The sequence below is a fragment of the Stenotrophomonas forensis genome, assembly GCF_028752115.1.
Lineage (GTDB): Bacteria > Pseudomonadota > Gammaproteobacteria > Xanthomonadales > Xanthomonadaceae > Stenotrophomonas > Stenotrophomonas forensis.
Map to the genome: position 1 here is coordinate 2,579,228 of NZ_CP082270.1, position 24,117 is coordinate 2,603,344.

The window sequence follows — 24,117 nt, forward strand, 5'->3', positions numbered from 1 at the left end:
GTGGCGTCACGCCGGGCCCCTGTCTGATGGCCGCATCGCCTGCCACCGGCTACCTGCTGGACGCTGCCAGCGCCGGCTCGGGCCTGGCGATCGCCCTCGCCCCGTCATTCGCGATGTCCGCCACTTACCTGGCGATGGCCGACAGCCTTGGCCTGGCCATGCAGAACGCCGTGGCCAACCAGCAACGCGGCCAGGTCACTGCCGGCGCCAGCCTGGCCCAGGTCCTGGCCCTGATCATCCAGAAGGGAGCCGTTCCATCATGAGCAGTGAGAACACCGTCAACAGCCAGATCGTCGACAGCGTCAGTGCCGCCTCGACCCTGCTGGTGGCCCAGGGGCCGGCGCAGTCCTTCAGCATGCTCGACATGGTCATGCTGGAGACGCTGGGCACGGCCATGCACAACGCGGTTGCGCGCCAACAGGGCGCAGGCATGGTCAGCAACGCCGCGGTCACCGCCGCCTGCGCGAAGATGATCAATGCCCCCTGGCCGGTGCCACCGCCGCCTCCGCTTCCCCCGCCGCCGCCACCGCCGCAGGTCATTCCCCTGCCAGGGCCGGTGCCGGCGCCGCCTTCGCCCGCGGCGGTGATCGCCGCGGCTACCGCAGAAGGAAAGACCGCCATCAGCGTCCTGCAGGCACAGACCCACGGTGCCACTGCCGACGCTGCGGCCGCCACCGCCAGCCTGCACACGCTCGAACAGCTTGCAGGCGACGGCGCGGCGCCCGCGCCCGGACCTGCGCCCGACTCCACGCCCGGTCCGGAACCGGCAGCGGGTCCCGCCCACGACCCCGCGCCAGACTCCCCCTCCACCGCGGCCGCCGGCGGCACCGACGCCACGCCGTGACCGTGCCGCGGCTGCATTCCGGCCGCCCCGCCCATCAAGGAGCCCGTATGGACCCGAGCAACGTCAACGCCCAGGTCATCGATGTGATCAACCAGGTGCAGACGGCCACCATGGCCACGACCGTGGTGAAGACCAGTGGCGCCGGCAAGGCCTACCAATCGGTGGCCCAGTCCGCGGCGATTGCCGTGCAGGACGCGGCCGACGCGCTGCGCAACGTTTCCACCATCGCAACCACCGCCGCCGGCGTGGCCATGGCTCAATACCTGGCGACCGGAGACGAAAAGTATGCGAGGGTGCTTACGCAGGCGCAGACCATGATGCAGGGGGCCACCGACGACTTCACCCGCGTCGGCAGCGCCGCTGCGACCGTCCTCAAGGATTTTCCGGCCCAGTGAGGCCGCCAGGAGAGCCACGCATGAGCGTTTTCATCGACGGTCGCCCCGTTCCCCATCCCGGCCAGTTCAGTTCGCGAACCAAGCGCGTGCTGCCGTTCGTCGATGGCGGCCACTATTGGCTGCAGTGGGCCATCGATTCACACGAGCATCGATACGCCTTTGCAGACGAAGGCGCGATGCTCGAAGGCGTGCAGCAGGGCCTGCATGGTTCACGCATGGCCTGGCTTCCCCATGCCGGCCTGCAGGTGAGCCCGGTCAAGCTGCTCAGCCTTCACACCGACGAACTTGAAGCGTTGCGCCAGCTGGAATCGAGCCCGCCCAGCAACCTGCTGTCGAATGAAGTGCAGAGTGTGCTGGTCCGGCACGGCCTGCTGAGCAACAAGGAACTGGGCGCATACCGGCCCTTCCTCGCGGCCGTTGGCGCCGGCGACGCGCCGCTGCTGCAGCAGCTCGACTTCCGTGAATCGCTGGCGCTGTACCAGCTGGCCCAGGAACAGGGCGGCCATAACCCGCCCAGCGAGGTCCAGGCCGAAGCGGCCCGTTTCGCCTTGCAGCACGCACGCAGGCCGATCGAGTTCGCCGACTATTTCCGCTTCTACCTGCGTGCTTATCGGCCGGGAGGCAACAGCGACCTGCGCCTGGAACGTGCCACGCACGCATTGCAGACCCTGCTACCGATGCTGTTCGGCTACCTGGACGGGCCTCAGCTTTCGCATCTTCCATCCCCCGAGCAGGTGCGCGCCGCCATTGCCGAAACACTGGCGGCAAACCGCCACATCGGCTACGCCCGCATTTCGCTGGCCGCGCAGCAGGTCGCGATGTTCCTGGGCGATGGCGGTGGGTTGCAGCTGGATGGTGAACGATGGCGCGAGGCCGCGCGCCGGCAACTGCGCAGCGCACAGGCGTTCCTCGACAACCATCCGGTCTCGCGCGGCCAGCTCGGCCAGGACGGTGCCAGCGTGCTGTTCGCCATCGATGGCTCCAAGGAACAGGCGCGCATCCAGGTGGAGGACAACGTCATCACCCTGCAGGACTACCGCCGAACGCGCCGTTTCGCCGAGGATGAGGCCGAGATCGGCTACCAGGCAGACGCGGTGTGAGCCCGCCCTCACCCGCGCCCGGGCCTGATGACGGCGTGCAGGCAGCCACGGCCGCGCTGGCCTCGGCCGCCGGCGTGGCCGTGAACGCCGGCCGTCAGGCCGCGCGGCAGCAAGCGCAGAAGATCCTGGCCGATGCCCAGGCGGCATTGCGCCACATCCTGGGGGAGCGCAACGACGGCTCCTCCTCCCCAGCCCCAGAAGGAGTTCCTGCGATGACCTTCCCGATCCCACCCTCTCCGTTCCCCACGCCGGACCGTCCCGGCGGCAAAACCCCCATGCAGATTGCGCAGGAACTTGCCGACGCCGCGATGGCGGCAAGCGAGGAAGGCATCCGCCAGGCGATGACGGTCTCGCAGCAGGCCGTCGAAGCCGCCGCCGAAGCCGCCCGGCGCGCCGATGAGGCTGCCGAGGAAGCGGTACGCAGGGCCGCCGAAGCGAACGCCAGGTAGCGTCCGCTGCGGTGATGCGCTCACCCCGGGCAGGCCTGAACCTGCGCCGGGGTTTTCATTGCTCCGGTATGCGCCGATAGCTGCGCGGGCTGACCCCGACCAGGCGCCGGAAGCTCTTCTCGAAGTGGCTGAGGTCACCGAAGCCGACCTGCAGCGCGACATCGGTGATGCGCAGGCGCTGCCCACCCCGCAGCAGCTGCTTGGCGTGTTCGATGCGCTGCTGCTGCAGCAGCAGCTTGAAGGTGGTGCCCAGTTCGCTGCGGAACAGGAAGCCCAGGTGCGACTGGCTCACATGCGCCTGGCGCGCCAGATCGCCCAGCGTGACCGGCTCGGCGGCGTGATCCTTCAGATAGGCAAGCGCACGCTTGAGGCCATCGTGCAGGCCGTCGTGCGACGGCGCAGGTGTCGTCGAAGCGACAGCTTGCGGTACTGCCCCGGCCGCCTGCAGCGCCTCTCCGTCGGGCACCGGAGGATCGGCATCCACCACTGTTTCGCCCAGCATCAGGCCAGGCGCATGCCGCAGCAGGTCCTCACGACGGATGCTGCGCCCGCCGGTCATCACCGCCAGGCGCACCACCACCCGCTCCATCTCCAGCAGGTTGCCGGGCCAGTCATGGCCACGCAGCGCATCCAGCACGTCCTCGCTGATGACCTGCGGGTTGAACCCATGCATCTGCAGCGAGCGCGCCACCAGCGCATCGATGTCGTCGCTGCGCTCGCGCAACGGGGGAATGTCCACGGTAAGGAACTCCAGCCCGGCCAGCAGCGCCCGCGAGAACTGCCGCTCGCGCACACGCTGTTCAAGGTCGGCACTGGTGGAGGCGATCACCCGGATCGCGCGGGCCTGGCCGGACTGGACGGTGGCGGTCTCCAGGTCGCGGATGCAATGCGAGAGCTGCGCCTGCAAGGGAACCGGAAGCTCATCCACCTCGTGGAAATACAGGCTGCCGCCGCGGGCGCGCGCGAACCAGTCCGCAGGCGTTTCCTGTGGATGGGCGCAGTTGACCTCGACGAACGGCCCCCGCCGCCGCGGACCGCAGCTGTGCAGGGCCGCGGCCAGTTCCATCTTCTCGGTGCCGAATTCGCCGCGCAGCAGCACCGGCAACTGGCTGGCAGCAGCGCGCTCGACGAACTCCTCCATCCGCTTCAACGCATCGCAGGCGCCGACCAGCAGCAACGGGCGGCTCAGGGCCTGTTCGGCCCAGGCTTGCGCTTCATAACGCTTGATCAGATGTGCGCATCGATGCGCGAACGCTTCACCCAGCGCCAGCGCACTGCTGTCCAGTCCACCCGCCTCGCCTTCCAGCTGCAGCTCGCCGAGCACCTCGCCGCCGTAGCGGATCGGTAGGCGCTGGCCGGCCTCCAGCGACGCGTCCTGGCCAGGGGCCGTGTCCGGTCCACGCAGATGGACACGGCCGCCACGCAGCGCATGGTGTTGCGAAAACTCCTTGATGAACGCGCCCAGCAGGTCGGGCAAGGACCGGTACGGTCGATAGGCGCGCTGCAACATCTGACTGACTTGCCTGTGCATTGAAACTCCCCTTGCGAATGGCGCCCCGGTGCTGCTGCACCAGGCGATCGCGCAATGCCTAGCGTCTGGCTTCATTGCGTGATGCTGCGATGCCTACGCCGCGCCTCGCGCCAGCCGCTGCACACGCAGATCAACGCGCACGCTGTCCGCCCCCATGCCCCCAGGGGGTTGCCGTCGGTGGGTCGACGATGCGGACGTCGGACGGATCCGGATTCCCCCAACGCCTTCACGGCGCCGGCATTTCCGATTATCGAATCGGAGTTTCAAGAGAAACGTGATGATAATCACGTGAATATCCAGATTGCCGCACCACATCCACGGGTCGGCGGGCTCCTGCACCACCAGGAAATCGTCCTTTTCGCGGGCCGTGGCGCGGCGCCAGCGATATCTGGGCAGCGTGCAGCACCGGGCCCGTATGCCGGTGCCGCCAGCGGGCGGCATAATCCGCGCCCAACCAAGGAGATTCAACGTATGGAACACACTAGCCCGGCAGCCCCCAAAAACTATCTGATGTGGGCGATCCTGAGTATCTTCGGTGGCTTCTGGCCCTTCGGCATCGTCGCCACCGTCTACGCCAACCGCACGTCATCGCTGCTCGCCGCCGGCCAGATCGGCCCGGCCACGGTGGCATCGCGCAAGGCGCTGCGCTGGATGATCGCTTCATTCGTCACGCTGCCGCTGTGTGTCCTGCTGCTGGTGGGGTATGCACTGATCCTGCGCGCAGCTGGCTGAGCCACGCAGCGCCGGTCTGCGGCATGATGGGCGTCCTGTCCTGCTCTGGAGCCAGCCATGCCTTTGGGATTCATCGGCCTGGGCGTCATGGGAACCCCCATGGCCAGCCACCTGGCGCGGGCGGGCCATGCCGTGCAGGGCTGGTCCCGCTCCGGCCGCAACCACGCCGCCGCGCGTGCCGCAGGCATCGAGGTCCGTGAGCAGCTGCACGACGTATTCGCAGCCTGCGAATCCCTCATCCTGATGCTGGCCAACGACGAAGCCATCGACAGCGTGCTTGATCGACAGGGCGGCGCGTTCGGCGAACGCGTGCGCGGCCGCCTGCTGATCAACATGGGCACCAGTTCGGCGGCGTATTCACAGGCGCTGGCCGAACAGATCCGCGCCGCGGGTGGCCGTTACGTGGAAGCGCCGGTCTCCGGCTCCCGTGTGCAGGCCGAAGCGGCGCAACTGGTCATCCTGCTGGCCGGCACCGATGCCGATCTCGCTGTGGCGGCACCGCTGCTGGCACCGATGGGCCGGCAGACGGTGTGCTGTGGCAGTGTGCCGTCCGCACTGCGCATGAAGCTGGCGGTGAACCTGTACCTCATCACGCTGGTCACCGGCCTGGCCGAAGCGGTGCACTTCGCCGAAGCCCACGGCATCGAGCTGGAACGCTTCGCGCAGGTGCTCAATGCCGGGCCGATGGCCAGTGACGTGTCACGGATCAAGCTGGACAAGATGGCCCGTGGCGATTTTGCCGTGCAGGCCTCGATCACCGACGTGTACAAGAACAGCGGGCTGGTCGCCGCCGCCGCGCGCGAGGTCGGCATGCATGCACCGCTGATCAACGCCAGCGATGCGCTGTTCGCACAGGCGCAGCACGCCGGGCTGGGCGCACTGGACATGGCCGCCGTGCTGCAGGCGTTGCGCGCCGGTCCGGGCGGTACCGACCGGGCCTGATCGGAATTCATCTTCCGGCACTCCTGCCGTCCCCGGCCGCTGCTATATTCAGCCACGCTCGGCAGGCACGGTGCCTGCCCTCGAATCACAGGGAGTTGGACATGGGTCTGGTACAGGCGGTGAAGGGTGCGGTTGGCGGTGTGCTGGCCGACCAGTGGAAGGACTTCTACACCGTGCCCACGGGCCTGCCGTCCACGGCGGCCCTGTTCGCAGCGGTACCGCGCGGCACCAACGCCGGCCGCGGCTCCAACACCAGTGGCTCGTCCAACATCATCAGCAATGGTTCGAAGATCGTTGTGCCGGAAGGCTACGGCCTGCTGCTGTTCCAGGACGGCGCCATCACCGCGTTCGTTGCCGAAGCGGGCGGCTACGAGTGGCGCTCGGACGATCTGAACTCGCAGTCGATCTTTGCCGGCGACGGCCTGGTCAGCACCTTCATCAAGCAGAGCTGGGAACGCTTCAAGTTCGGCGGCCAGCCGGGCTCGCAGCAGGCCGCCTACTTCGTGTCGCTGAAGGAACTGCCGGACAACCGCTTCGGCACCCAGTCGGAGATCTACTGGGACGACGGCTTCCTCAACACCCAGGTCGGCGCGGTCACCCGTGGCTCGTACACGCTGAAGATCGTCGACCCGATCCTGTTCGTGAAGAACTTCGTGCCGGCCAGCTACCTGCAGCCGGGCCAGGTGTTCGATTTCACCGACCTGGACAACGCCGCCGCCAGCCAGCTGTTCAATGAAGTGGTCGGTTCGCTGGCCCCGGCCTTCAGCCTGTACACGAACGATCCCGGCAAGGGCAACCGCATCACCAAGCTGCAGCAGGATTCGATCGGCTTCGCGCAGAGCCTGTCGGCCGCGGTCGAGCAGGCGTACCAGTGGCAGAGCGATCGCGGCCTGGCCATCGTCAAGACCGCCATCGTCTCCATCGAGTACGACGCCAACACCCGCGAACTGCTGAAGACCGTGCAGCGCGCCGATGCGCTGTCCGGTTCGCGCGGCAATTCCAACCTGCAGGCCAGCGTTGCCCAGGGCATCCAGTCCGCCGGCGAGAACGGCGGCGCGGCAGGCCTGGTCGGCGTCGGCATGGCCTCGGGCATGTTTGGTGTCGGTGGCATGCAGCAGCCGACCACGCCGGCCGCCGATGATCCAGTGGCCAAGTTGAAGAAGGCCAAGGAAATGCTCGACCTGGGCCTGATCACCCAGAGCGACTACGACGCGCTCAAGGCCAAGGCGCTGGGCCTGTAACTGCAGGACGCACAACCACCATGTCCGATCCCCGAAACGGCCCACCGCCGCTGCCCGGATCCGCGCCCGCGACGCCGCCGCCCTTGCCGGCGGCGTCGCTGGATGGGCCGGGTTCCCCGCAGGACGTCCCTCCCCTGCCCGGCAGCTTCCCGCTGGACACCTCGACGCTGCCGCAGGCCATCCGCGATGAAGTGGAGGCCCCGGACCCGGTGGCCATCGACACCTCGGCCAGCGAGCTGAAGGACGGCCTCAACCGCTGCCCGAAGTGCGGCGCCACCGACATCCGGCCCAAGGCCGGCACCGACATCCTGATCTGCCTGTACTGCCGTCACGAATGGCATGGCGCGCGGGTCGAGGAGGAGTTCGGGCTGGGCGAAGCCATCGACCAGCTGCGTGGCACCGTCATCGCCTCCGGCGCGCGTGACATCGACGCCGATACCTCGGCGCTGATGACCTTCAAGTGCACCGGCTGTGGCGCCGAAGTCACGGTCAATACCGAAAGCACGATGACGGCGCGCTGCCACTGGTGCCGCCATGTGTTCGGCGTCAACGAACAGATCAGCAACGGCGCGGTGCCCGATGCCGTCCTTCCCTTCCATATCAAGAAGGACGATGCCGTCGCGCGCATCCGCCAGTTCGTCGACAAGCGCCGGATGTTCGCGCTGAAGGCGTTCAAGCAGGAGTTCACCCCGGAAAACGTGGTGGGCGTGTTCCTGCCCTACATGATCGTCGATGGCAATGTCAGTGCGGCCGTGGCCGGCAAGGGCGAGATCCAGACCCGCCAGTACACGGTAGGCAGCGAGAAGAACAAGCGCACCGTCTATGACGCCGACATCTATCAGATCGAGCGCCAGGTCGACTTCACCGTGGACGATCTGCCGCTGGAATCCTCCGCCGAGCGCGGCAATCTGGATGTCCGCGCCAACACCAACAACATCATCAACACCATCCTGCCGTTCGACACCAAGAACGCGGTGAAGTGGAATGCCTCGTACCTGGCGGGCTTCACTTCCGAGAAGCGCAACCTGGACGTGGAGAAGCTGCGGCCACGACTTGAAGACCAGCTGCTGTCCATTGCGCGCTCGCAGGTGGAATCTTCGGTACGCGGCTACAACCGTGGCGTGCGCTGGGAGCAGGAACAGCTGGAAGTGCATGGCACCCGCTGGGTATCGATGTACCTGCCGGTCTGGCTGTACTCGTACCACCAGCCCGGCAAGAACGGCGGCATGCTGCACTACATCGCAGTGAACGGCCGTACCGGCGAAACCATGGGCAGCGTGCCGGTGCAGCAATGGAAGATGCTGCTGGCGGCGTTGACCGCCGGCACGGTCATCGAAGCACTGGCAATCCTCATCCTGATGGCAACCTCATGAGCGACGATAGCGGCCTCTGGCTGTTGGCGGCAGGTCCGGCCGGCGCAACTGCGCTGTACTGGGCGCTGTACCGCTACTACCGCAACACCGACAAATCGCATTCCTTCGAGCACGAGACCGAGGTCAAGGCACAACCGGTCACCGGCTCCAACCAGAAGGTGGGCCAGGTGCGTGGCACCGAGGCCACGCGCATCGAAGGCGACAACGTGTACCAGTACCGGATACGGGTTGCACGGGTAAAGCCCGATCGGTAGAGCCAGGCCATGCCTGGCTGATCGACGACGCCGCAACGACGACGGTGAACGGCTTCAGGCCGCGGTGGTCTCTACCCGCTGCCGTCTGTGGCGTGCTTCGCAGATCGTCGCCGTAGCGCATGCCTATACTACCGCCGCTTCCCATCCGGCCATGGCTGCACATGCCGGTGGAAGCGGCGGGGCTGGATGTCCCCGTCGGGTCGGCCGCCCTGCTGCCGCCGGCCTTGCCAGTGATTTGTAACCCAACGCGGTTCAACCAATCACCAGGGGGAAGGCTATGCGCTACACACGTCGTGATTTTCTTGCCACCACCGCCAGCGCTTCATTGGCGTCACTGGTCGCGCCCGCAGCCTGGGCCAGCGGCACCACACCGGCCGAAAAGGCCGTGCAGGCCCGCTACCACCGCTACAACGTCACCAGTCCCGAGGGCCAGCGCATGCTGGCCAGCTACGCGCGCGGCATCAATGCCATGCTGAAATTGCCGCCGGACGATCCACGCAACTGGTTCCGCAACGCCTTCGTGCACCTGATGGATTGCCCGCACGGCAACTGGTGGTTCTACGTTTGGCACCGCGGCTATGTCGGCTACTTCGAGCAGACCATCCGCACGCTCAGCGGTGATCCGCAGTTCGCGATGCCCTACTGGGACTGGACCGAGCTGCCGCGTATTCCTCCTGCGATGTTCGATGGCGTACTCACGCCCACCGACAGCGCCTATGCGCCCTATACGCGCAACCTGGCGGTGTTCACCCGGTTCATGCGCCCGGCGCTGCAGCGCTACTGGGACAAGCTCGACGCGGGCCAACGCGGCCAGCTCAAGTTGCGCGGCTATCTCACGGCCGACGATGTGTGGAACGACGTGACCGGATACAGCGCCACGGAGAAGACCGGCATTTCCGGCAATGCGGCCTATGCGATCACCTGTGGTGCCCGTTACCTGTGGCGCGAGAATCCGGGCTTCGATGCCAAGACGGCCTCGGCGGTGTCTCCCGACACGATCCATGCGGGGCTGTCGCCGGTGGACTTCTACAATGCCGATGTAAGCCGCAGCTTCACCAGTTCACGCACGGCGTCGCACGTGGTGCCGCCTGATGGCGCCACGAAATTCTCGGTGCTTGAGGGTTTCCCGCACAACAAGGTGCACAACTGCATCGGCGGTGTCGGCGCGGTCGATCCCGGTCCCTACGGCAACATGACCAACTTCCTGTCGCCGCTGGACCCCATCTTCTACCTGCACCACGCCAACATGGACCGCCTGTGGGACGTGTGGAACCAGCTGCAACAATCGCGGGGCAAGCCGATCATGCCGGTCGACGTCGACCAGCGACGCCAGTTCATGAACGAGCCGTTCCGCTTCTTCGTCAATGCCCAGGGCGGCTTCGTCGGCGAGCGTCCGGCAAGCGCGTTTTTCTCCACCACTGCCTTCGACTACGACTACGTCTATCCGGGCCGCAACGACCTGCTGCAGGCGGCAGCGCTGCCTGCAGCCGCCGGTGCGGTACGGCTGGTCCGCGGCACGCGGTCCGATGGCGCCGTCCGCGTCGCGGTTCCCAACGAAGCGGTGCGCGCGCACCTCGCCACGTCCGCACCGCGCCAGCTGATTGCCGAAGTCACGCTGGAGCGCCCACAGGGGTTGAACAATACGCGCGAGTTCGACGTCCTGGTCAATGCACCCGCCGGCACCTCGGCTGTTGCTGCCGACAGCCCCTATTACGCGGGCACGGTCTCGTTCTTCGGGCCCAGCATGCCGGGCATGGACCACAGCCATCCCACCACCTTTGCGGTGCCCTTGCCGCAGAAGCTGGGAGCGCTGCAGGCAGTCAAGGCCGCCGATGACGGCACGACCACGCTGGAGATCCGCCTGGTCGCATCGACCGGCCAGGCACCGCAGACGTTCCCGGTGCTGGACGCCTCGATCCTGGTCGCACCGCTGCAACCCTGATGGACCCGGGCGGGTGCCGGCCTGGCCGGCATCCGTCCGGCACACCACGACCCTCACCCCGCCTGCCCCAGCCGCACCTTCAGCTGCTGGATCTCCTGCTCGCTTACCCCGATCGACTTCAGGTAGCCTTCGGCGCTGCCGTACTGGCTGTGCAGCGCGGCGAGGAACTGCTCCATGTTGTCCGGTGCGGTACCGGACATGCCGGCCATCTTGCGGCCGATCTCCGGGTTCTGCTTGATCAGCGCCATGATCTGCGCATTCATCGCGCTGTCCTTCGGCTGCCCTTCCAGGTAGTACGCGGAAATCGCGTAGTTGTGCACGATCTCGGCCTTCGGCACGCCAGCCAGGTCCAGCAGCAGGCCGGCGATGATCCCGGTGCGGTCCTTGCCCGCGGTGCAATGGAACAGCACCGCGCCGTCCTGCTGCGCGGCGATGCGCTGGAACACCTGCTTGAACTGCGGCTGGCTATGGCCCAGCCACTGCACATAGGCCTCGCCCAGTGAATCCGGGAAGCTGGTCATCATCTTCTGCAGGTCCATCTTCTCGGTGCCCATCAGCGAGATGCGCTGATAGTCGAAGCGATCATCCTTGGCCAGCAGGTCTGGCGACTGTGCCTCTTCGTCCGCGGTGCGCAGGTCGATGTCCAGCTTCACGCCGGCAGCGGCCAATGCATCGCGATCGGCGTCGGTCAGCCGGCCGAGATCGGCGGTACGCACGAACGCAGCGGCCGGAATCGGGCCATGACGGCCCTGCAGGCCAGCAAAGGTGCGCACGTTCCACGCCCCCTGCAGCGGAAGTACGCGCTGCGCATCGGCGGCGACCGGCTTCACATTGGCGGCAGCGGCCGGCTTCGCGGCAACGGCCTGCGGTGCGTCTGCGGCCACGGCGGTGGCCGCCAGCGGCAGGCTGAGCATCACGGCCAGGGCAAGTTCGGTAGAGCGGTGCTTCATGGGAGTCTCCGTTCGAATCAGAAGTTGACGGCCACATCCAGGCCGAAGGTGCGGGGGTCGTTGAAGATGCCGGTCTGGCCCAGCGCCGGACTGTTGAGCTTGTAGAACAGGTGCTGCTCATCCAGCAGGTTGCGTGCCCACAGCGAGAACGACATCGTGGTGCCGGAGCTGTTCACCGGCACATCCACCAGCGCCACGCGGGCATTCACCACGAACGAACTGTCAGTGAGCATCTGGTCGTACTCGCTGGTGTAGTAGCCATCGGACCAGTTGCCGTCCACATGGAACTTCAGCGCCGAGAAGTTGGCGAACGGCACCAGGTAGTCGGCCGACAGGCTGCCCGCATTCTTCGGCGCCAGCAGCGGCTGCACGGTCACCTGCACGCCCGCACCGAACGGGTCCGTTGCAGTCTGCGCGTCAATCTTCGTATACGCGTAGTTGAGGCCGAGGGTGAGGTTGTCCACCGGCATCACGTTGAACTCCAGCTCGGCACCGCGCGACTTCCCATCACTCAGCGCATTGGTGGTGACCATGGTGGTGCGGGTTTCGCCGCTGTTCGGGTCGAACGGCAGCGAGAAGTCCATCTGCTTGTGCGCGATGGTGGAATCGAACACCGCCAGGTTCAAGCGCGCACGGTTGTCCCAGAACTGCGATTTGAAGCCCAGCTCATAGGCGGTCACCTCTTCCGGGCCGAACGCGGTGTAGTTGGTCGAGCGCGAGTTGGCGCCACCGGCCTTGAAGCCGGTGCTGTACCTGGCGTAGACCATCGCGTGCTCGCCCAGGTCGTAGGCGATGTTGACCATCGGGTCGAAGCGGCTCCAGCGGTCCTTGAAGGCGAGACTCGTCGCCGCACCGTTGACGATGTACAGGCTGCCCTTCTTGTCATCGCGGGTGTAGCGGCCGCCGGCGGTCAGGTGCAGGCCCGGCATCGTCTCCGGGGTCCACGTGGCCTGGCCGAACACGCCCAGGCTGTCGGTCCACGCCTTGCTGGCGCGGTCGATGCGCACCCGCGACAGGTCCAGCGGGTTGGTGGCCGGGTTCAGCGTGTAGCTGTTCCCGCCCGGCCCCCACACCAGCATGTTGGGCGTCTGCGCATTGTCACCCGCGGTCTCGTGGTAGTAGAACGCACCGCCGAGGAACTGCACCTGCGCGGTGTTGCCGATCAGCTGGAACTCCTGGCTGTACTGGTGCTGGTAGACCTGGGCCAGGCTGTAGCGGCCGAACGGCGTACCCGCGCCACCGTAGGCCGAGATCGCATCGACCAGGCCCATGTCGAACTGGCCCTGGGTCAGCTCACGGTAGGAACTGATCGACTTCAGTTCCAGGTTCTCGTTCAAGGTCCACGACAGGTTCAACAGGTGGCCACTGGTGCGGCCGATGTTGTCTTCCTGCGGGCCGCCGAGGATGGCGCTGTCGCGGCGATCGAGGCTGGCACCGGCCTTCTGCAGCGGGCTGAGGTAGGCACCGGGCACCAGCACCTGGGTGTGGTACGGCGTGGTCGCATCGTAGGAACGATCGAACGCGTACAGCAGCGAGACGTCATCACGGGGCTGCCACAGCGCGCTCAGCCGTGCACCACGCTTGTCGTAGCTGTTGAAGTCGCGCTCGCCGCGCATCGGGTTGTCGGTGGTGCCGCCACGCTTGGCCTGCACCGCGTCGATCTTGAAACTGACGTCGCCCACCTTGGGCAGGTCCAGGTGCAGCGCGCTGTTGTAGCCGCTGTAGTTGGACACACCGGCGCTGACGCTGCCGCCGAACTCGCCGGTCGGCGCCTTGGTCACGATGCTGACCGCACCGCCTTCGGTGTTGCGGCCGAACAGCGTGCCCTGCGGGCCCTTCAGCACTTCGATGCGCTCCACGTCGTAGAGCATGCTGCCCAGGCCCTGCGCGCGGCCCATGAACACGCCATCGACGTAGATGCCGACGCCGGCATCGCGCGCCGGCTGGTTGGCATCGCCGGACGCACCGATGCCACGGATGCCGATGTTCAGTGCCGAACTGCGGGTCGCGAACGGGGTCACCCGCAGCGAAGGAATCGAGCCATCGGACAGGCTGCCCAGCGAGATCGCGCTGCGATCCTTCAACGCTTCGGCATCGACCACCGACACTGAAATCGGGGTCTCCTGCAGGTTGGTGGCGCGCTTCTGCGCGGTCACCATCACCTGGTCAAGCGCCACCACGGCTCGGGCCGCGTCGGCAGAAGCCGTAGCACTGGTATCGGCAGCAGGGCCGTCTTCGGCATGGGCCATCGCCGGCAGCGCGGCGGCAATGGCGAGGGTGAGCAGCGGGCGGTGCAGCGTGGCGTAGCGCATCGGACTCGTTCGCGGAAGGAGAAGGCCGGCGCAGTCTGGGAGTCGGGAATTACAAATGAATGACCGTTCATTCACACCTTTTGTGACGTACTATCCCGTCTCTGGACGCCCTGACCTTCCGCAATGACGCCAAAGCCCGCCGTAGCCCCACCCGTTGATGACGCCGCCGCCGCACACGCCGAGGCCCAGCGCCGGCGCATCCTCGATGCCGCCCAGAAGTGCTTCATCACCCGCGGCTTCCACGCCGGTTCCATCGGCGATATCGCCGCCGAGGCCGAGATCAGCCAAGGGCTGATGTACCGCTATTTCGCCAACAAGCGAACCCTGATCCTGGCCCTGATCGAGCGCCAGCTGCGCCACGACCAGGCGTCGATCAGCGAGATGCCCGCGGCGTCCGATCTGGTCGATGGCCTGCTGGAGTGCTATCGGCAATGGGCGCGCGGCGCGGTGCTGCCGATCCACGGCAATGCCATCGCCAGCGTGGCGCTGTACGCCGAAATCAACGCCGAAGCGCACCGCGACCCGATGCTGGCCCAGGTACTGCGCACCCACGACAAGCAGACCAGCGCCGCCATCCATGACTGGCTGCGCCAGCACGATGCGCGCCTGGGCCGGCCGATTGACGAGGAAGCCATCGCCGGGCGCACCCTGCTGCTGCGGCTGCTGGTGGAAGGCCTGGCCATGCGCGCCGTGCGCGACCCGGACCTGCCACCGGCACGCGTGCGCGCCCTGCTGGCCGATGCGATTGGGCGGGTAATGGCGGACTGAGCGCCGCTCGACGTGGTCGTCATGAGCTCCCTCGCCTCCGCCGCGGAGTATCGGCAACATGACGCTCGATGCTGACTCGACGGGGGCCGCGTGACCATCACGCGGTCCCCGCCTCACCGGCCCGATACTCGCCCGGTCGACCCTGCCGAGGTTCCTGCGATGGCTGCCGTGCTTGCCAGTACCTGCCTGTCCACGCTGTGCTGCCTGGCCCTGCCCGCCGTGGCCCAGGACGCCTCGTTCCGCTTCGGCGAACAGACCACCCGCACCGAACAGACCACACAATCCAGCAGCACCCAGACCCGGAACAGCGAAGTGTCCACCTCCGGCGATATCGGGAGCCTGGCCACACAGTCCACCACCCGCGACACCTCCCAGTCCGAAATACGCAGTGAAAACAGGGCGGTTGATGTAGACGCCGGCGTTGGCCGCAACGACCGTGACAATGATTGGGGGCATGACCGCCGTCGCAGTCGAGATATCCGCGACAGTGACCTGTTCGGACGCTGGACGCTGGACCAGGAGAATGGCAGCACCTGCACCATCGAACTGCGCAACAGCGAATGGTTCGGTGGCTATAGCGCCTATGTGCCCGCCGGCTGCCCGGACGGCTTCTTCTCTGCCAATCGCTGGGTGCTGTCCGGTGACCAGCTGCTTCTGACCGACACCAGCAACACCGTGTTCGGGCGCTTCAGCTTCTCCGGCGGTGGTCGCTGGTCAGGGTCGCGCGAATCCGACGGCGCGCGCTTGTATCTGAACCCCGCCGGGCGCTGACGCCTCGTACCTGCACGCCTTGGGCACGGGCGGGCGCGGAAGATGATCCGCTCCGCCCGCTACCGCCTGCGCGATGTCCGCTCCCACCGGTTCCCGTCTTGTCATCTATGCGGCCCTTGCCGGCAACCTGGCCATCGCCGTGGCCAAGTTCATCGCCGCGGGCATCTCCGGCAGCTCGGCCATGCTCAGCGAGGGCGTGCATTCGCTGGTCGACACCCTCAACGAACTGCTGCTGCTCTACGGCCTGCGGCGTGCCGGCAAGGCACCCGATCAGGTGCATCCCTTCGGCTATGGGCGCGAACTCTACTTCTGGAGCTTCATCGTCGCCCTGCTGGTGTTTGCTGCAGGCGCGGGCGTTTCGGCCTACGAAGGCATCCAGCACATCCGCAACCCACAGCCCGCTACCAACCACGCATTGAGCTACAGCGTGCTGGGCATCTCCTTCCTGTTCGAGGGCGCCTCGTGGTGGGTGGCGCTGCGCGAGTTCCGGCGCACCAAGGGCACGCTCGGCTATTTCGAGGCCTTCCGCCGTAGCAAGGACCCGTCCACCTTCACGGTGCTGCTGGAAGACAGCGCCGCCCTGCTCGGTCTCGGCTTCGCCCTGATCGGCCTGCTCGCCGCGCAGTGGCTGGACATGCCGATCCTCGACGGCGTGGCCTCGCTGTGCATCGCCGCCGTGCTGGCCGTCACGGCCTTCCTGCTGGCGCGGGAAACCAAGGGACTGCTGGTGGGCGAGCCCGCGCACCCGGCGGTGGCCGAGCGCATCCTGGCCGTGGCCGAAACCGATCCTGACCTGCGCCGCGCCAACGGCGTGACCACCCTGCAGATGGGCCCGCAGCAGGTCGTTGCGATGCTCAGCGCCGAGTTCGAGGATGACCGCCGTACCCCGCAGATCGAGGCCTGTATCACCCGCATCGAGGCGGCAGTGAAGCGTGAGTACCCCGAGCTGGTGGCCCTGTTCGTGAAGCCGCAGGCGCCGGAGGTCTACGCCGCCCGGCGCGCCGCGTTGGCGTCGCGTCCCGATCAGCCGTGAGCCGGCATCGGCAGCGGCTTCACCCGGCAGCGGTCACACTGCCCAGTGTTCCCGCAGAGCCCGCCCCTGCCGTGCTGGATGGATTGCCGCCGCACTGGAAGATTCTCCCCCGCCGCTTCTACCAGCGCCCGTCCACCGAGGTTGCGCCGGAGCTGCTCAACAAGCTGCTGGTGCGCGACGATGGACGCGCGGCCCGCATCGTCGAGGTCGAAGCCTACGCGGGCAGCGTGGACCCGGCCGCGCATTCCTACCGTGGGCCGACCCCACGCACCGCCAGCATGTTCGGCGAAGCCGGGCACCTGTACGTCTACTTCACCTATGGCATGCACTGGGGCAGCAATGTGGTGTGTGGCGAGATCGGCGAAGGGGTGGCCGTACTGCTGCGTGCCGCCGAGCCGCTGGCCGGACTGCAGCACATGCGCGAACTGCGCCCGGCTGCCAGGCGCGACCACGATCTGGCCAGCGGCCCGGGCAAACTCTCCCAGGCGTTCGGGCTGGACCGCCGCTTCGACGGTGCCGATCTGGTCACCGGCAACCAGGGCATCGTCATCGCCAGCGATGGCACCGCACCCCCGCTCGACCCGGTGGTCGGCCCGCGCATCGGCATCACGCGCGCCGTGGAGTTTCCGTGGCGCTGGCACGTTCGCGACCACCGTCACGTTTCAGTACGCCCACCCCGCTCGCCGCACAAGCGCTGACCGCGCTGCCTCACGTTGGCATCACCCGGTGATGGCGATACATAACGCGGTACGCACTAGCGTAGTGCCTGACAGCCGCCGAAGCCGCCCTCGCCACCCAGCCCTGAAAAGCGCCATGGACGAAGCCGAACGACTGCTTGAACTTGACCGGCTGCACCTGCTGGACACCCCGCCGGAACCCGTGTTTGACGCCATCGTGGCCGCCGCTCGTACCGCCACCGGCATGACCATGGCGCTGATCTCGGTAGTGGCCGACGAGCGCCAGTGGTTCAAGGCCAACATCGGGCTGGACGGGATCAGCGAGACCGCACGCGAAATCTCGTTCTGCACGCACACCATCCAGCAGGATGCGCTGTTCGAGATTCCCGACGCCCGCCAGGACCCGCGCTTCGCCAGCAATCCACTGGTCATCGGCGGCCCCCGCATCCGCCACTACGCCGGCATCTCGCTGGGCTCGGCGCACGGTGCGCGCATCGGCACGCTGTGCCTGCTCGACCCGATGCCCGGCGTGCTGTCGCCGTCGCAGCGCGAACTGATGGTGCACCTGGCCCGGGTCACCACCCAGGTGCTGGAACAGCGCAGCACGCTGATGGCGCAGGTCGGCCAGGCCAAGGCCCTGCACCGCGAACTGAAGCGCAGCGAGGATTTCCTGGAACGCACCAACCGCGCCGCGCGGGTGGGCGGCTGGGAACTGGATCTGGCCAGCAACGACGTGCGCTGGACCCGCGAGACCAAGCTGATCCACGGTGTGCGCAGCACCTTTGAACCCACCCTGGAAACCGCGCTGTCGTTCTATCGCGAAGACAGCCGCAACATCATCCGCACCGCCGTGCAGCGCTGCATCGACGAAGGCACCTCCTGGGAAGTGCAGCTACCGATGACCACCGCCGACGGCCGCGACATCTGGACGCGCGTCGTCGGCGGCCGGCAGCAGGTCGACGGCCGCCCGCGCCTGGTCGGCGCCATCCAGGACATCACCGAAGAGCGCGCCGCACTGGATGCGCTGGAAGCCAGCGAAACCCGCTACCGGCGCCTGTTCCACTACAGCCTGGGGCTGATCTGCACGCACACACTGGAAGGCGTGCTGACCTCGGTGAATCCGGCCGCGGTGCAATCGCTGGGCTTCGACGAGAGCTACATGATCGGGCGCAGCCTGTGCGACCTGATGCCGCCGGAGAAGCACGCCGCGTTCAAGGCGTACCTCGCCCGCATTGCGGTCAACCACACCGATGCCGGCGTGATCGAGCTGATCGCCGCCGATGGCACCCGCCACTTCTGGGCCTACCATAACGTGCTCGACAGCGAGGCCAACCCGCCCTACGTGCTGGGCCACGCACAGGACGTTACCGCGCTGCGCATGCAGGAACAGCAGCTGCGCGAGATGTCCTTCAAGGACCCGCTGACCCAGAGCTACAACCGCCGCTTCCTGCCACGGCTGGACGAGCTGGCCGACCAGCCCTGGGCCTGCCTGATGTTCGACCTCGATCACTTCAAGCAGATCAACGACACCCAGGGCCATGCGCGCGGCGATACCGTGCTGGTGGAGTTCGCCGCCTTCCTGCGCTCGCCGCTGGGTGCGGCGGAAAACGTGGTGCGGATGGGCGGCGACGAGTTCATGGTGGTGTTGATCACCCCGGACACGGGGCGGCTGGCGGTGCTGGAACAGTGGTATCTGCAGCATGCCGCGCAGTCGCCGACGCCGTTCTCACTCGGTGCGACGCACCACACGCCTGGCGAATCAGTGGGCGATACCCTGCAGCGTGCCGACAGCCGGTTGTATCGCGAACGCGCACGCGTGCGCAGGCATCCTCGACCGGCTTCCTGACGCGCCACACACGCTACGCTGCATCGCACGCAATGTCGTGATTGGCACGCCTCGATCATTCGCTGCGCGGGTGCATCTAAATTCCAATAATTTCGAACTTTCCAACTATTCTCATTGGCAGCCAAGGCGCTGCATGCAAATCATATCCAGCCACCGACAACGGGTGGCACGGGCTTCCAATCCCGTTTGACTAATGTTGTTTACGCTTGCCTGTCGGCGTCGTCCAATCCCTCTGGAAGGCGCCGGCAGGCACTCTGTCCGCGCATCTATGGCGGGCGGTGCGTGGGGGCCTCGTGCCCGCCGGAGCTTTGGCAACGTTAGTCACCGGTATTGGAACCATGCACCGTCCGCCACCCTTGCTGTCAAGCAGGGTGGCTCCTTCGCGCAACGCATAAGGAAACCGCCATGAGCGCCGACCGCTACCCGTACCTGTTCGCCACCCTCGGTGATGTCGCCAGCCAGTTGCCCGACACCCTCGCCGAGCCGTTGGAAACCACCCTCGCCGCCAACCCCGCCGCCAACGGCATCACCCTGCTGGGCTGCCTGCAACGCATCCGCGACGTGGAAGCGGCCGACGGCCAGCCATTGCAGCGCAAGGGGCGCGCACCGGGGCAGTGCGTGGCGCTGGCGCGCATCAACCGTGCCAACGCCGGCCTCACCGTGCTGCTGGAACTGCTGCATGCCAGCGAGCGCGTGCGCGTGGATGGCGAAGAGGCGCAGCAGGTGGGCAACGACGTGCGCGAGGGCCTGCTGCTGGCGTGCAGGGGCCTGTCGGAATATGTGGACACGCAGGTCTACGCGGCCTGAGCGATGGCGCCGGGCACAGCCCGGCGCTACCCACAGTCGCACATGGCGTCATTCCGCCGCCAGCGCTTGGATCGGGTCCAGCTGCGCCGCACTGCGTGCCGGGAAGTAGCCGAAGCCGAGCCCGATCGCCGACGAGCACGCCAGCGCGGCCAGCACCGGCCCCGCAGTGAACAGGAACGGCACGCCCAGCGACAGCAGGCTGGACAACGCCCCCACCGCGAACGCGAACAGCACGCCGAGCACGCCACCGAACAGGCAGATCAGCACCGCCTCGATCAGGAACTGGCGCAGGATGTCGCCCTGGCGTGCGCCCACCGCCAGCCGCACGCCGATCTCGCGCACGCGCTCCTTCACCGACACCAGCATGATGTTCATCACTCCCACCCCGCCCACCACCAGCGCCACCGCCGCGATGGCGGAGACCAGCGCGGCCATGGTCTGGCTGGACTTCATCACCGCCTTGCGGATCTGGTCGGCGTTGTAGATGAAGAAGTCGCGGCGCCCATGCAGGCGTTGCAGCTCGGCCGCCAGCGAGGCCTCGGCGGCGTTGGTCGGCACATTGTCGCGGACGCGCACGGTGATGCTCTCCAGGCGCTGGCTGCCCAGCAGCCGCGAGGCGGCCGAGGTGTACGGCACGTAGACCGTGGGCGTTGCGCCGCCGGCAAAGGCACTGGCACCCACCACGCCGATCACCTCCACCGGCATACCGCCCAGCAGCACCGTGCTGCCGATCGGGCTACCGGCGAACAGTGCCTTCGCTGCCTTCTGGTCGACCACGCCCACGGCGCGATGCGCGTCCACTTCGTCAGCGCTGAAGAAGCGCCCGGCCTTCAGCCGCAGACCGCGCACGCGCGGCAGATCCGCGCCTACGCCCAGCACCTGGGTATTCGCGCGGCGGCTGCCCTGCAACGCCGCCACCGATCCGCTCAGGTTGGGGCTGACACTGTCCACGTAACTCAAGGCGGCCAGGTGGTCGGCGTCGCCCACCACCAGTGTCTCGATCTCCGCCGAGCGCGGGTCGCCGAAATCGGCGCCGGGGTAGATCTCCAGCGTGCTGGCGCCGAGCTCGTTGATCTGCGACTCGACCTGGGCCTGCGCGCCCTTGCCCAGCGCCACCACGGTCACCACCGCAGCAACGCCGATGATGATGCCGAGCATGGTCAGCAGCGTGCGCAGGCGATGGGCCAGCATAGAACGCACGGCCATCCGCGCCGCCTCGCGCACTGCGTCCACCCGTGCGCGGCGTTCGGCACGCGGCGCAGGTTCGTGTTCGGATGCACGTGCGGAGTGCGCGGCCTGCGTCCTGCGTTCGCCCCGGTCGGCCACCACCCGGCCATCGGCGATCTCGATCACCCGCGCGGCGTTGGCCGCAATCGCGGCGTCGTGCGTCACCAATATCACCGTATGGCCCTGCGCGTGCAGGCGCTTCAGCTCGGCCATCACCTGCTGGCCACTGGCATGGTCCAGCGCGCCGGTCGGCTCATCGGCCAGCACGATGGCGCCGCCGTTCATCAGCGAACGTGCGATGGACACGCGCTGCTGCTGGCCGCCGGACAGCTGGCTCGGCCGGTTTGCGGTGCGCTCGCCCAGCCCCAGTGTTTCCAGCAGCGTGCGTGCACGGGCAGTGCGCGTATCTGCATCCACGCCGGCATACACCGCCGGCAGCGCCACGTTCTCGGTGGCGCTCAGGTTCTCCATCAGGTTGTAGCGCTGGAAGATGAAACCGAAGTGCTCGCGGCGCAGCCGTGCCAGCGCATCCGGCGCCATCTGCTCGGTGGCCTCGCCGTTCACCCGGTAGCTGCCCTCGGTCGGCCGGTCGAGGCAGCCGAGGATGTTCATCAGCGTGGATTTGCCGGACCCCGACGGGCCGATGATGGCGATGAACTCACCGGCATCGATGCGCAGCGAGACGTCCTTCAGCACCACCACTTCACCGGCGGCGGAGCGATAGGCGCGCGACACCGCGCGCAGTTCCAGCAGTGCGTCGGCCATGCTCACATCCCCAGCAGGCTGGTCGGCTCGGCGTCGGCGCCGCTGGGCGCCTGGCCGACCACCACGTTCTCGCCCTCGCGCAGGCCGGTCAGGATCTGCACGGCAGTGGCGGTGCGCAGGCCGGTGGTCACTGCACGTTCGCGCACGCGCCCCTTGGCATCAACCACCTGCACGGTGGCGTGCTGGCCCTGTGTGTCGTCCGACTCGGTCAGCGCCGTCAGCGGCACCTGCAACGCGTTGGCCGCCCGCGCCAGCTGCAGGGTCACCTTGACGGTCATCGACGGCTTCAGCGCCAGGCCCGGGTTGGCCACATCGAACAGGCCGGCGTAGTACACCGCCTTCGGCGTCTGTGCAGAGCCGCCCGCAGCGCCGGTGGCCGCCTCGGCAATCGAGGACGGCGCCGGCTCAAGCTGCTGAAGGTGGGATTCATAGCGGCGTCCGCTCGGCCCCAGTGTCGAGAACCACAACGGCTGCCCCGGCGCCACCAGTTCCACATCGGCCTCGGCGATCTCGGCACGCACCGTCATCGTGTCCATCTGTGCCAGCATCACGATGGTCGGCGTGGTCTGCATCGAATTCAGCGTCTGCCCAGCCTTGGTGACAATCGCAACGATGTAGCCGTCAGTGGGCGAAACAATGCGGGTGTAGCCCAGGTTGATCCGTGCGGTTTCCACCTGGGTCAGCGCCTGGTCGATCTGCGCCTGCAGCGCAGCCACGTCGGCGCGGGCGGCATCACGGGCCACCCGTGCGGTTTCAAAACCTTCCTGCGAGACCAGCCGCGACGCCACCAGCTGCGACTGCCGCTCGAACACACGGCTGGCCTGCACGTAGCGGGCCTGGCTGGCGGTGTGCTGGGCGCGCAGCGTACTGGTGGCAGCCTCGGCGCTGCGCAGCGCGATGCGCTGTGGTTGTGAATCGACCTCGGCAATCAGGTCGCCGGCCTGCACGCGCTGGCCCAGCACCACATGCAGGCGCTTGACCTGCCCCGACACCTGCGCGCCCACCGCCACCAGTTCCTTGGGATTGACCCGGCCCACCGCCTGCACGGTCTTCTCCAGATCAGCCACCCGGGCCGGCGCGGTGATCAGCGCGGCCTCGTCGCCATCGGCGACTACCCACGCGGCGGCGCCGGCAGCCAACGCGGCCACGGCGGCAACAATGATCCAGGTCCTGCGGTTGCTCATCGAAAGGCCCAGCTGCACGCAGTCGCCCGGTGCGACCGCTGAGTCCCCAGTCTGGTGGCCGCGTGTGGACGTCTTCTGCAGCCAGCATGGAGATTGCGTGGAGAGGGCGCCGCCGTTCAGGCAGGCGGCCCGCAGCTGAACGTCGCCGCGCGTGTCCATGAAATCTCGACACAATCTCGACCGAGTCTCCATCAACGGCCGCTAGCCTCGTCGGCCTCGCCGACTGGCCGCCACCGCAACGCTGCGCATCACGCAATGAAACACGCCCTCCGTACCCGCCAGCCGCCGCTGGTGCTGATTGCCGAAGATGAAAGCGAGATCGCCGACATCCTGGGCGCCTACCTGCACCGTTCCGGCCTGCGCAGCGCCCGTGCCGCCGACGGCGAGGCCGCCCTCGCCGCCCACCGCCAGCTGCGCCCGGACCTGGTGCTGCTGGACGTGCAGATGCCCCTGCTGGATGGCTGGCAGGTACTGAGCGAACTGCGCCGACGGGGCAACACCCCGGTGATCATGCTCACTGCACTCGACCAGGACGTGGACAAGCTGACCGGCCTGCGCGTGGGCGCCGACGACTATGTGGCCAAGCCGTTCAATCCCGCCGAGATCGTGGCGCGCATCCAGGCGGTGCTGCGCCGCAGTGCCAGGACGGTGGCCGAAGAACCCAACGGGCTGATCCGGCAGGGGCCGTTCGAGATCGACCTGCGCAGTCACGACGTAACCGTGCGCAGCGGCGACCAGCTGCATGCACTGACCTTCACCCTCACCGAGTTCCGTCTGCTGGTGCACATGGCCCGTGCACCGCGGCAGGTGCATGCGCGGGTGGACCTGCTGCATGCCTGCCTGCCCGAAGGCGATACCCAGGAACGCACCGTCGACAGCCATGTCAGCAAACTGCGGCGCAAGCTGGAGGACGTCGGCGTGATCGGCATTCCCGCCACCATCCGCGGCGTCGGCTACCGCTTCCTGGACTGAAT

Annotated in this window: 23 protein-coding genes; 18 read left to right on the plus strand and 5 right to left on the minus strand. The window is 67.4% G+C overall.

The features are described from left to right. Positions 1–26 precede the first annotated feature (26 nt). From K5L94_RS12125 to K5L94_RS12145, 5 genes are read left to right on the plus strand one after another with little or no spacing between them, the layout of a single operon-like run. On the plus strand, positions 27–263 hold the full coding sequence (locus tag K5L94_RS12125; protein ID WP_008265905.1) for a RebB family R body protein: 237 nt from the start codon (positions 27–29) through the stop codon (positions 261–263). Continuing rightward, positions 260–844 carry a RebB family R body protein gene (locus K5L94_RS12130; protein WP_053449826.1) on the plus strand — a complete coding sequence of 195 codons (585 nt, stop codon included), beginning with the start codon at positions 260–262 and terminating at the stop codon, positions 842–844. The genes K5L94_RS12125 and K5L94_RS12130 overlap by 4 nt, the downstream gene beginning before the upstream one ends. Positions 845–891: 47 nt before the next feature. Beyond that, positions 892–1,239 (plus strand): hypothetical protein, encoded by a 348-nt coding sequence (locus K5L94_RS12135; protein ID WP_006479484.1) that lies wholly within the window; start codon positions 892–894, stop codon positions 1,237–1,239. Positions 1,240–1,259: 20 nt separating this feature from the next. Beyond that, positions 1,260–2,339: a hypothetical protein gene (locus tag K5L94_RS12140; protein ID WP_274510535.1), complete on the plus strand. Its 1,080-nt coding sequence runs from the start codon at positions 1,260–1,262 to the stop codon at positions 2,337–2,339. 35 nt (positions 2,340–2,374) lie between these two features. Then, the gene (locus tag K5L94_RS12145) at positions 2,375–2,788 is read left to right on the plus strand and encodes a hypothetical protein (protein WP_274510536.1); all 414 of its coding nucleotides are present in this window, start codon (positions 2,375–2,377) and stop codon (positions 2,786–2,788) included. A 55-nt stretch (positions 2,789–2,843) separates the two neighbouring features. Here K5L94_RS12145 and K5L94_RS12150 read toward each other — a convergent pair whose 3' ends face one another. After that, positions 2,844–4,319 (minus strand): helix-turn-helix domain-containing protein, encoded by a 1,476-nt coding sequence (locus K5L94_RS12150; RefSeq protein ID WP_337999980.1) that lies wholly within the window; start codon positions 4,317–4,319, stop codon positions 2,844–2,846. 288 nt (positions 4,320–4,607) lie between these two features. Here K5L94_RS12150 and K5L94_RS12155 point away from each other — a divergent pair, with 288 nt between their 5' ends. From K5L94_RS12155 to K5L94_RS12180, 6 genes are all read left to right on the plus strand, one after another. Next, entirely contained in the window at positions 4,608–5,051 is a 444-nt protein-coding gene (locus K5L94_RS12155; protein WP_274510538.1) for a CD225/dispanin family protein, read from the plus strand. A gap of 57 nt (positions 5,052–5,108) precedes the next feature. Beyond that, positions 5,109–5,993, plus strand: coding sequence for an NAD(P)-dependent oxidoreductase (locus tag K5L94_RS12160; protein WP_274510539.1), 885 nt, complete (start codon positions 5,109–5,111; stop codon positions 5,991–5,993). Between the two features lie 101 nt (positions 5,994–6,094). Further along, the gene (locus K5L94_RS12165) at positions 6,095–7,234 is read left to right on the plus strand and encodes an SPFH domain-containing protein (protein ID WP_274510540.1); all 1,140 of its coding nucleotides are present in this window, start codon (positions 6,095–6,097) and stop codon (positions 7,232–7,234) included. A gap of 20 nt (positions 7,235–7,254) precedes the next feature. Next, positions 7,255–8,607, plus strand: coding sequence for a TFIIB-type zinc ribbon-containing protein (locus tag K5L94_RS12170; protein WP_274510541.1), 1,353 nt, complete (start codon positions 7,255–7,257; stop codon positions 8,605–8,607). Beyond that, positions 8,604–8,861, plus strand: coding sequence for a hypothetical protein (locus K5L94_RS12175; RefSeq protein WP_164087945.1), 258 nt, complete (start codon positions 8,604–8,606; stop codon positions 8,859–8,861). Before K5L94_RS12170 ends, K5L94_RS12175 begins: the two co-directional genes overlap by 4 nt. Positions 8,862–9,138: 277 nt before the next feature. After that, positions 9,139–10,803, plus strand: coding sequence for a tyrosinase family protein (locus K5L94_RS12180; protein ID WP_274510542.1), 1,665 nt, complete (start codon positions 9,139–9,141; stop codon positions 10,801–10,803). A 53-nt stretch (positions 10,804–10,856) separates the two neighbouring features. Here the strand turns inward: K5L94_RS12180 and K5L94_RS12185 are convergent, their stop codons facing one another. Together K5L94_RS12185 and K5L94_RS12190 are read right to left on the minus strand one after the other, a co-directional pair. Next, on the minus strand, positions 10,857–11,753 hold the full coding sequence (locus tag K5L94_RS12185; RefSeq protein WP_053449834.1) for a tyrosine-protein phosphatase: 897 nt from the start codon (positions 11,751–11,753) through the stop codon (positions 10,857–10,859). 17 nt (positions 11,754–11,770) lie between these two features. Then, complete coding sequence (locus tag K5L94_RS12190) at positions 11,771–14,065, minus strand: TonB-dependent receptor (RefSeq protein ID WP_274510543.1); 2,295 nt, start codon at positions 14,063–14,065, stop codon at positions 11,771–11,773. 123 nt (positions 14,066–14,188) lie between these two features. Here K5L94_RS12190 and K5L94_RS12195 point away from each other — a divergent pair, with 123 nt between their 5' ends. From K5L94_RS12195 to K5L94_RS12220, 6 genes are all read left to right on the plus strand, one after another. Then, on the plus strand, positions 14,189–14,833 hold the full coding sequence (locus K5L94_RS12195; protein WP_049457117.1) for a TetR/AcrR family transcriptional regulator: 645 nt from the start codon (positions 14,189–14,191) through the stop codon (positions 14,831–14,833). 159 nt (positions 14,834–14,992) lie between these two features. Next, complete coding sequence (locus tag K5L94_RS12200; RefSeq protein ID WP_274510544.1) at positions 14,993–15,604, plus strand: AprI/Inh family metalloprotease inhibitor; 612 nt, start codon at positions 14,993–14,995, stop codon at positions 15,602–15,604. A 73-nt stretch (positions 15,605–15,677) separates the two neighbouring features. Then, positions 15,678–16,637, plus strand: a complete 960-nt coding sequence (locus tag K5L94_RS12205) for a cation diffusion facilitator family transporter (protein WP_274510545.1) — start codon at positions 15,678–15,680, stop codon at positions 16,635–16,637. Positions 16,638–16,708: 71 nt separating this feature from the next. Further along, on the plus strand, positions 16,709–17,335 hold the full coding sequence (locus K5L94_RS12210; protein ID WP_274510546.1) for a DNA-3-methyladenine glycosylase: 627 nt from the start codon (positions 16,709–16,711) through the stop codon (positions 17,333–17,335). 115 nt (positions 17,336–17,450) lie between these two features. Beyond that, the gene (locus tag K5L94_RS12215; RefSeq protein ID WP_337999981.1) at positions 17,451–19,160 is read left to right on the plus strand and encodes a sensor domain-containing diguanylate cyclase; all 1,710 of its coding nucleotides are present in this window, start codon (positions 17,451–17,453) and stop codon (positions 19,158–19,160) included. Between the two features lie 405 nt (positions 19,161–19,565). Beyond that, positions 19,566–19,967, plus strand: coding sequence for a hypothetical protein (locus tag K5L94_RS12220; RefSeq protein WP_274510548.1), 402 nt, complete (start codon positions 19,566–19,568; stop codon positions 19,965–19,967). Between the two features lie 48 nt (positions 19,968–20,015). Here K5L94_RS12220 and K5L94_RS12225 read toward each other — a convergent pair whose 3' ends face one another. Beyond that, positions 20,016–21,959, minus strand: a complete 1,944-nt coding sequence (locus tag K5L94_RS12225) for a MacB family efflux pump subunit (protein ID WP_274510549.1) — start codon at positions 21,957–21,959, stop codon at positions 20,016–20,018. A 2-nt stretch (positions 21,960–21,961) separates the two neighbouring features. Beyond that, complete coding sequence (locus tag K5L94_RS12230) at positions 21,962–23,143, minus strand: efflux RND transporter periplasmic adaptor subunit (RefSeq protein ID WP_274510550.1); 1,182 nt, start codon at positions 23,141–23,143, stop codon at positions 21,962–21,964. A gap of 255 nt (positions 23,144–23,398) precedes the next feature. Between K5L94_RS12230 and K5L94_RS12235 the strand changes: the two genes are divergently transcribed. Beyond that, complete coding sequence (locus K5L94_RS12235) at positions 23,399–24,115, plus strand: response regulator (protein WP_274510551.1); 717 nt, start codon at positions 23,399–23,401, stop codon at positions 24,113–24,115. Positions 24,116–24,117 lie beyond the last annotated feature (2 nt).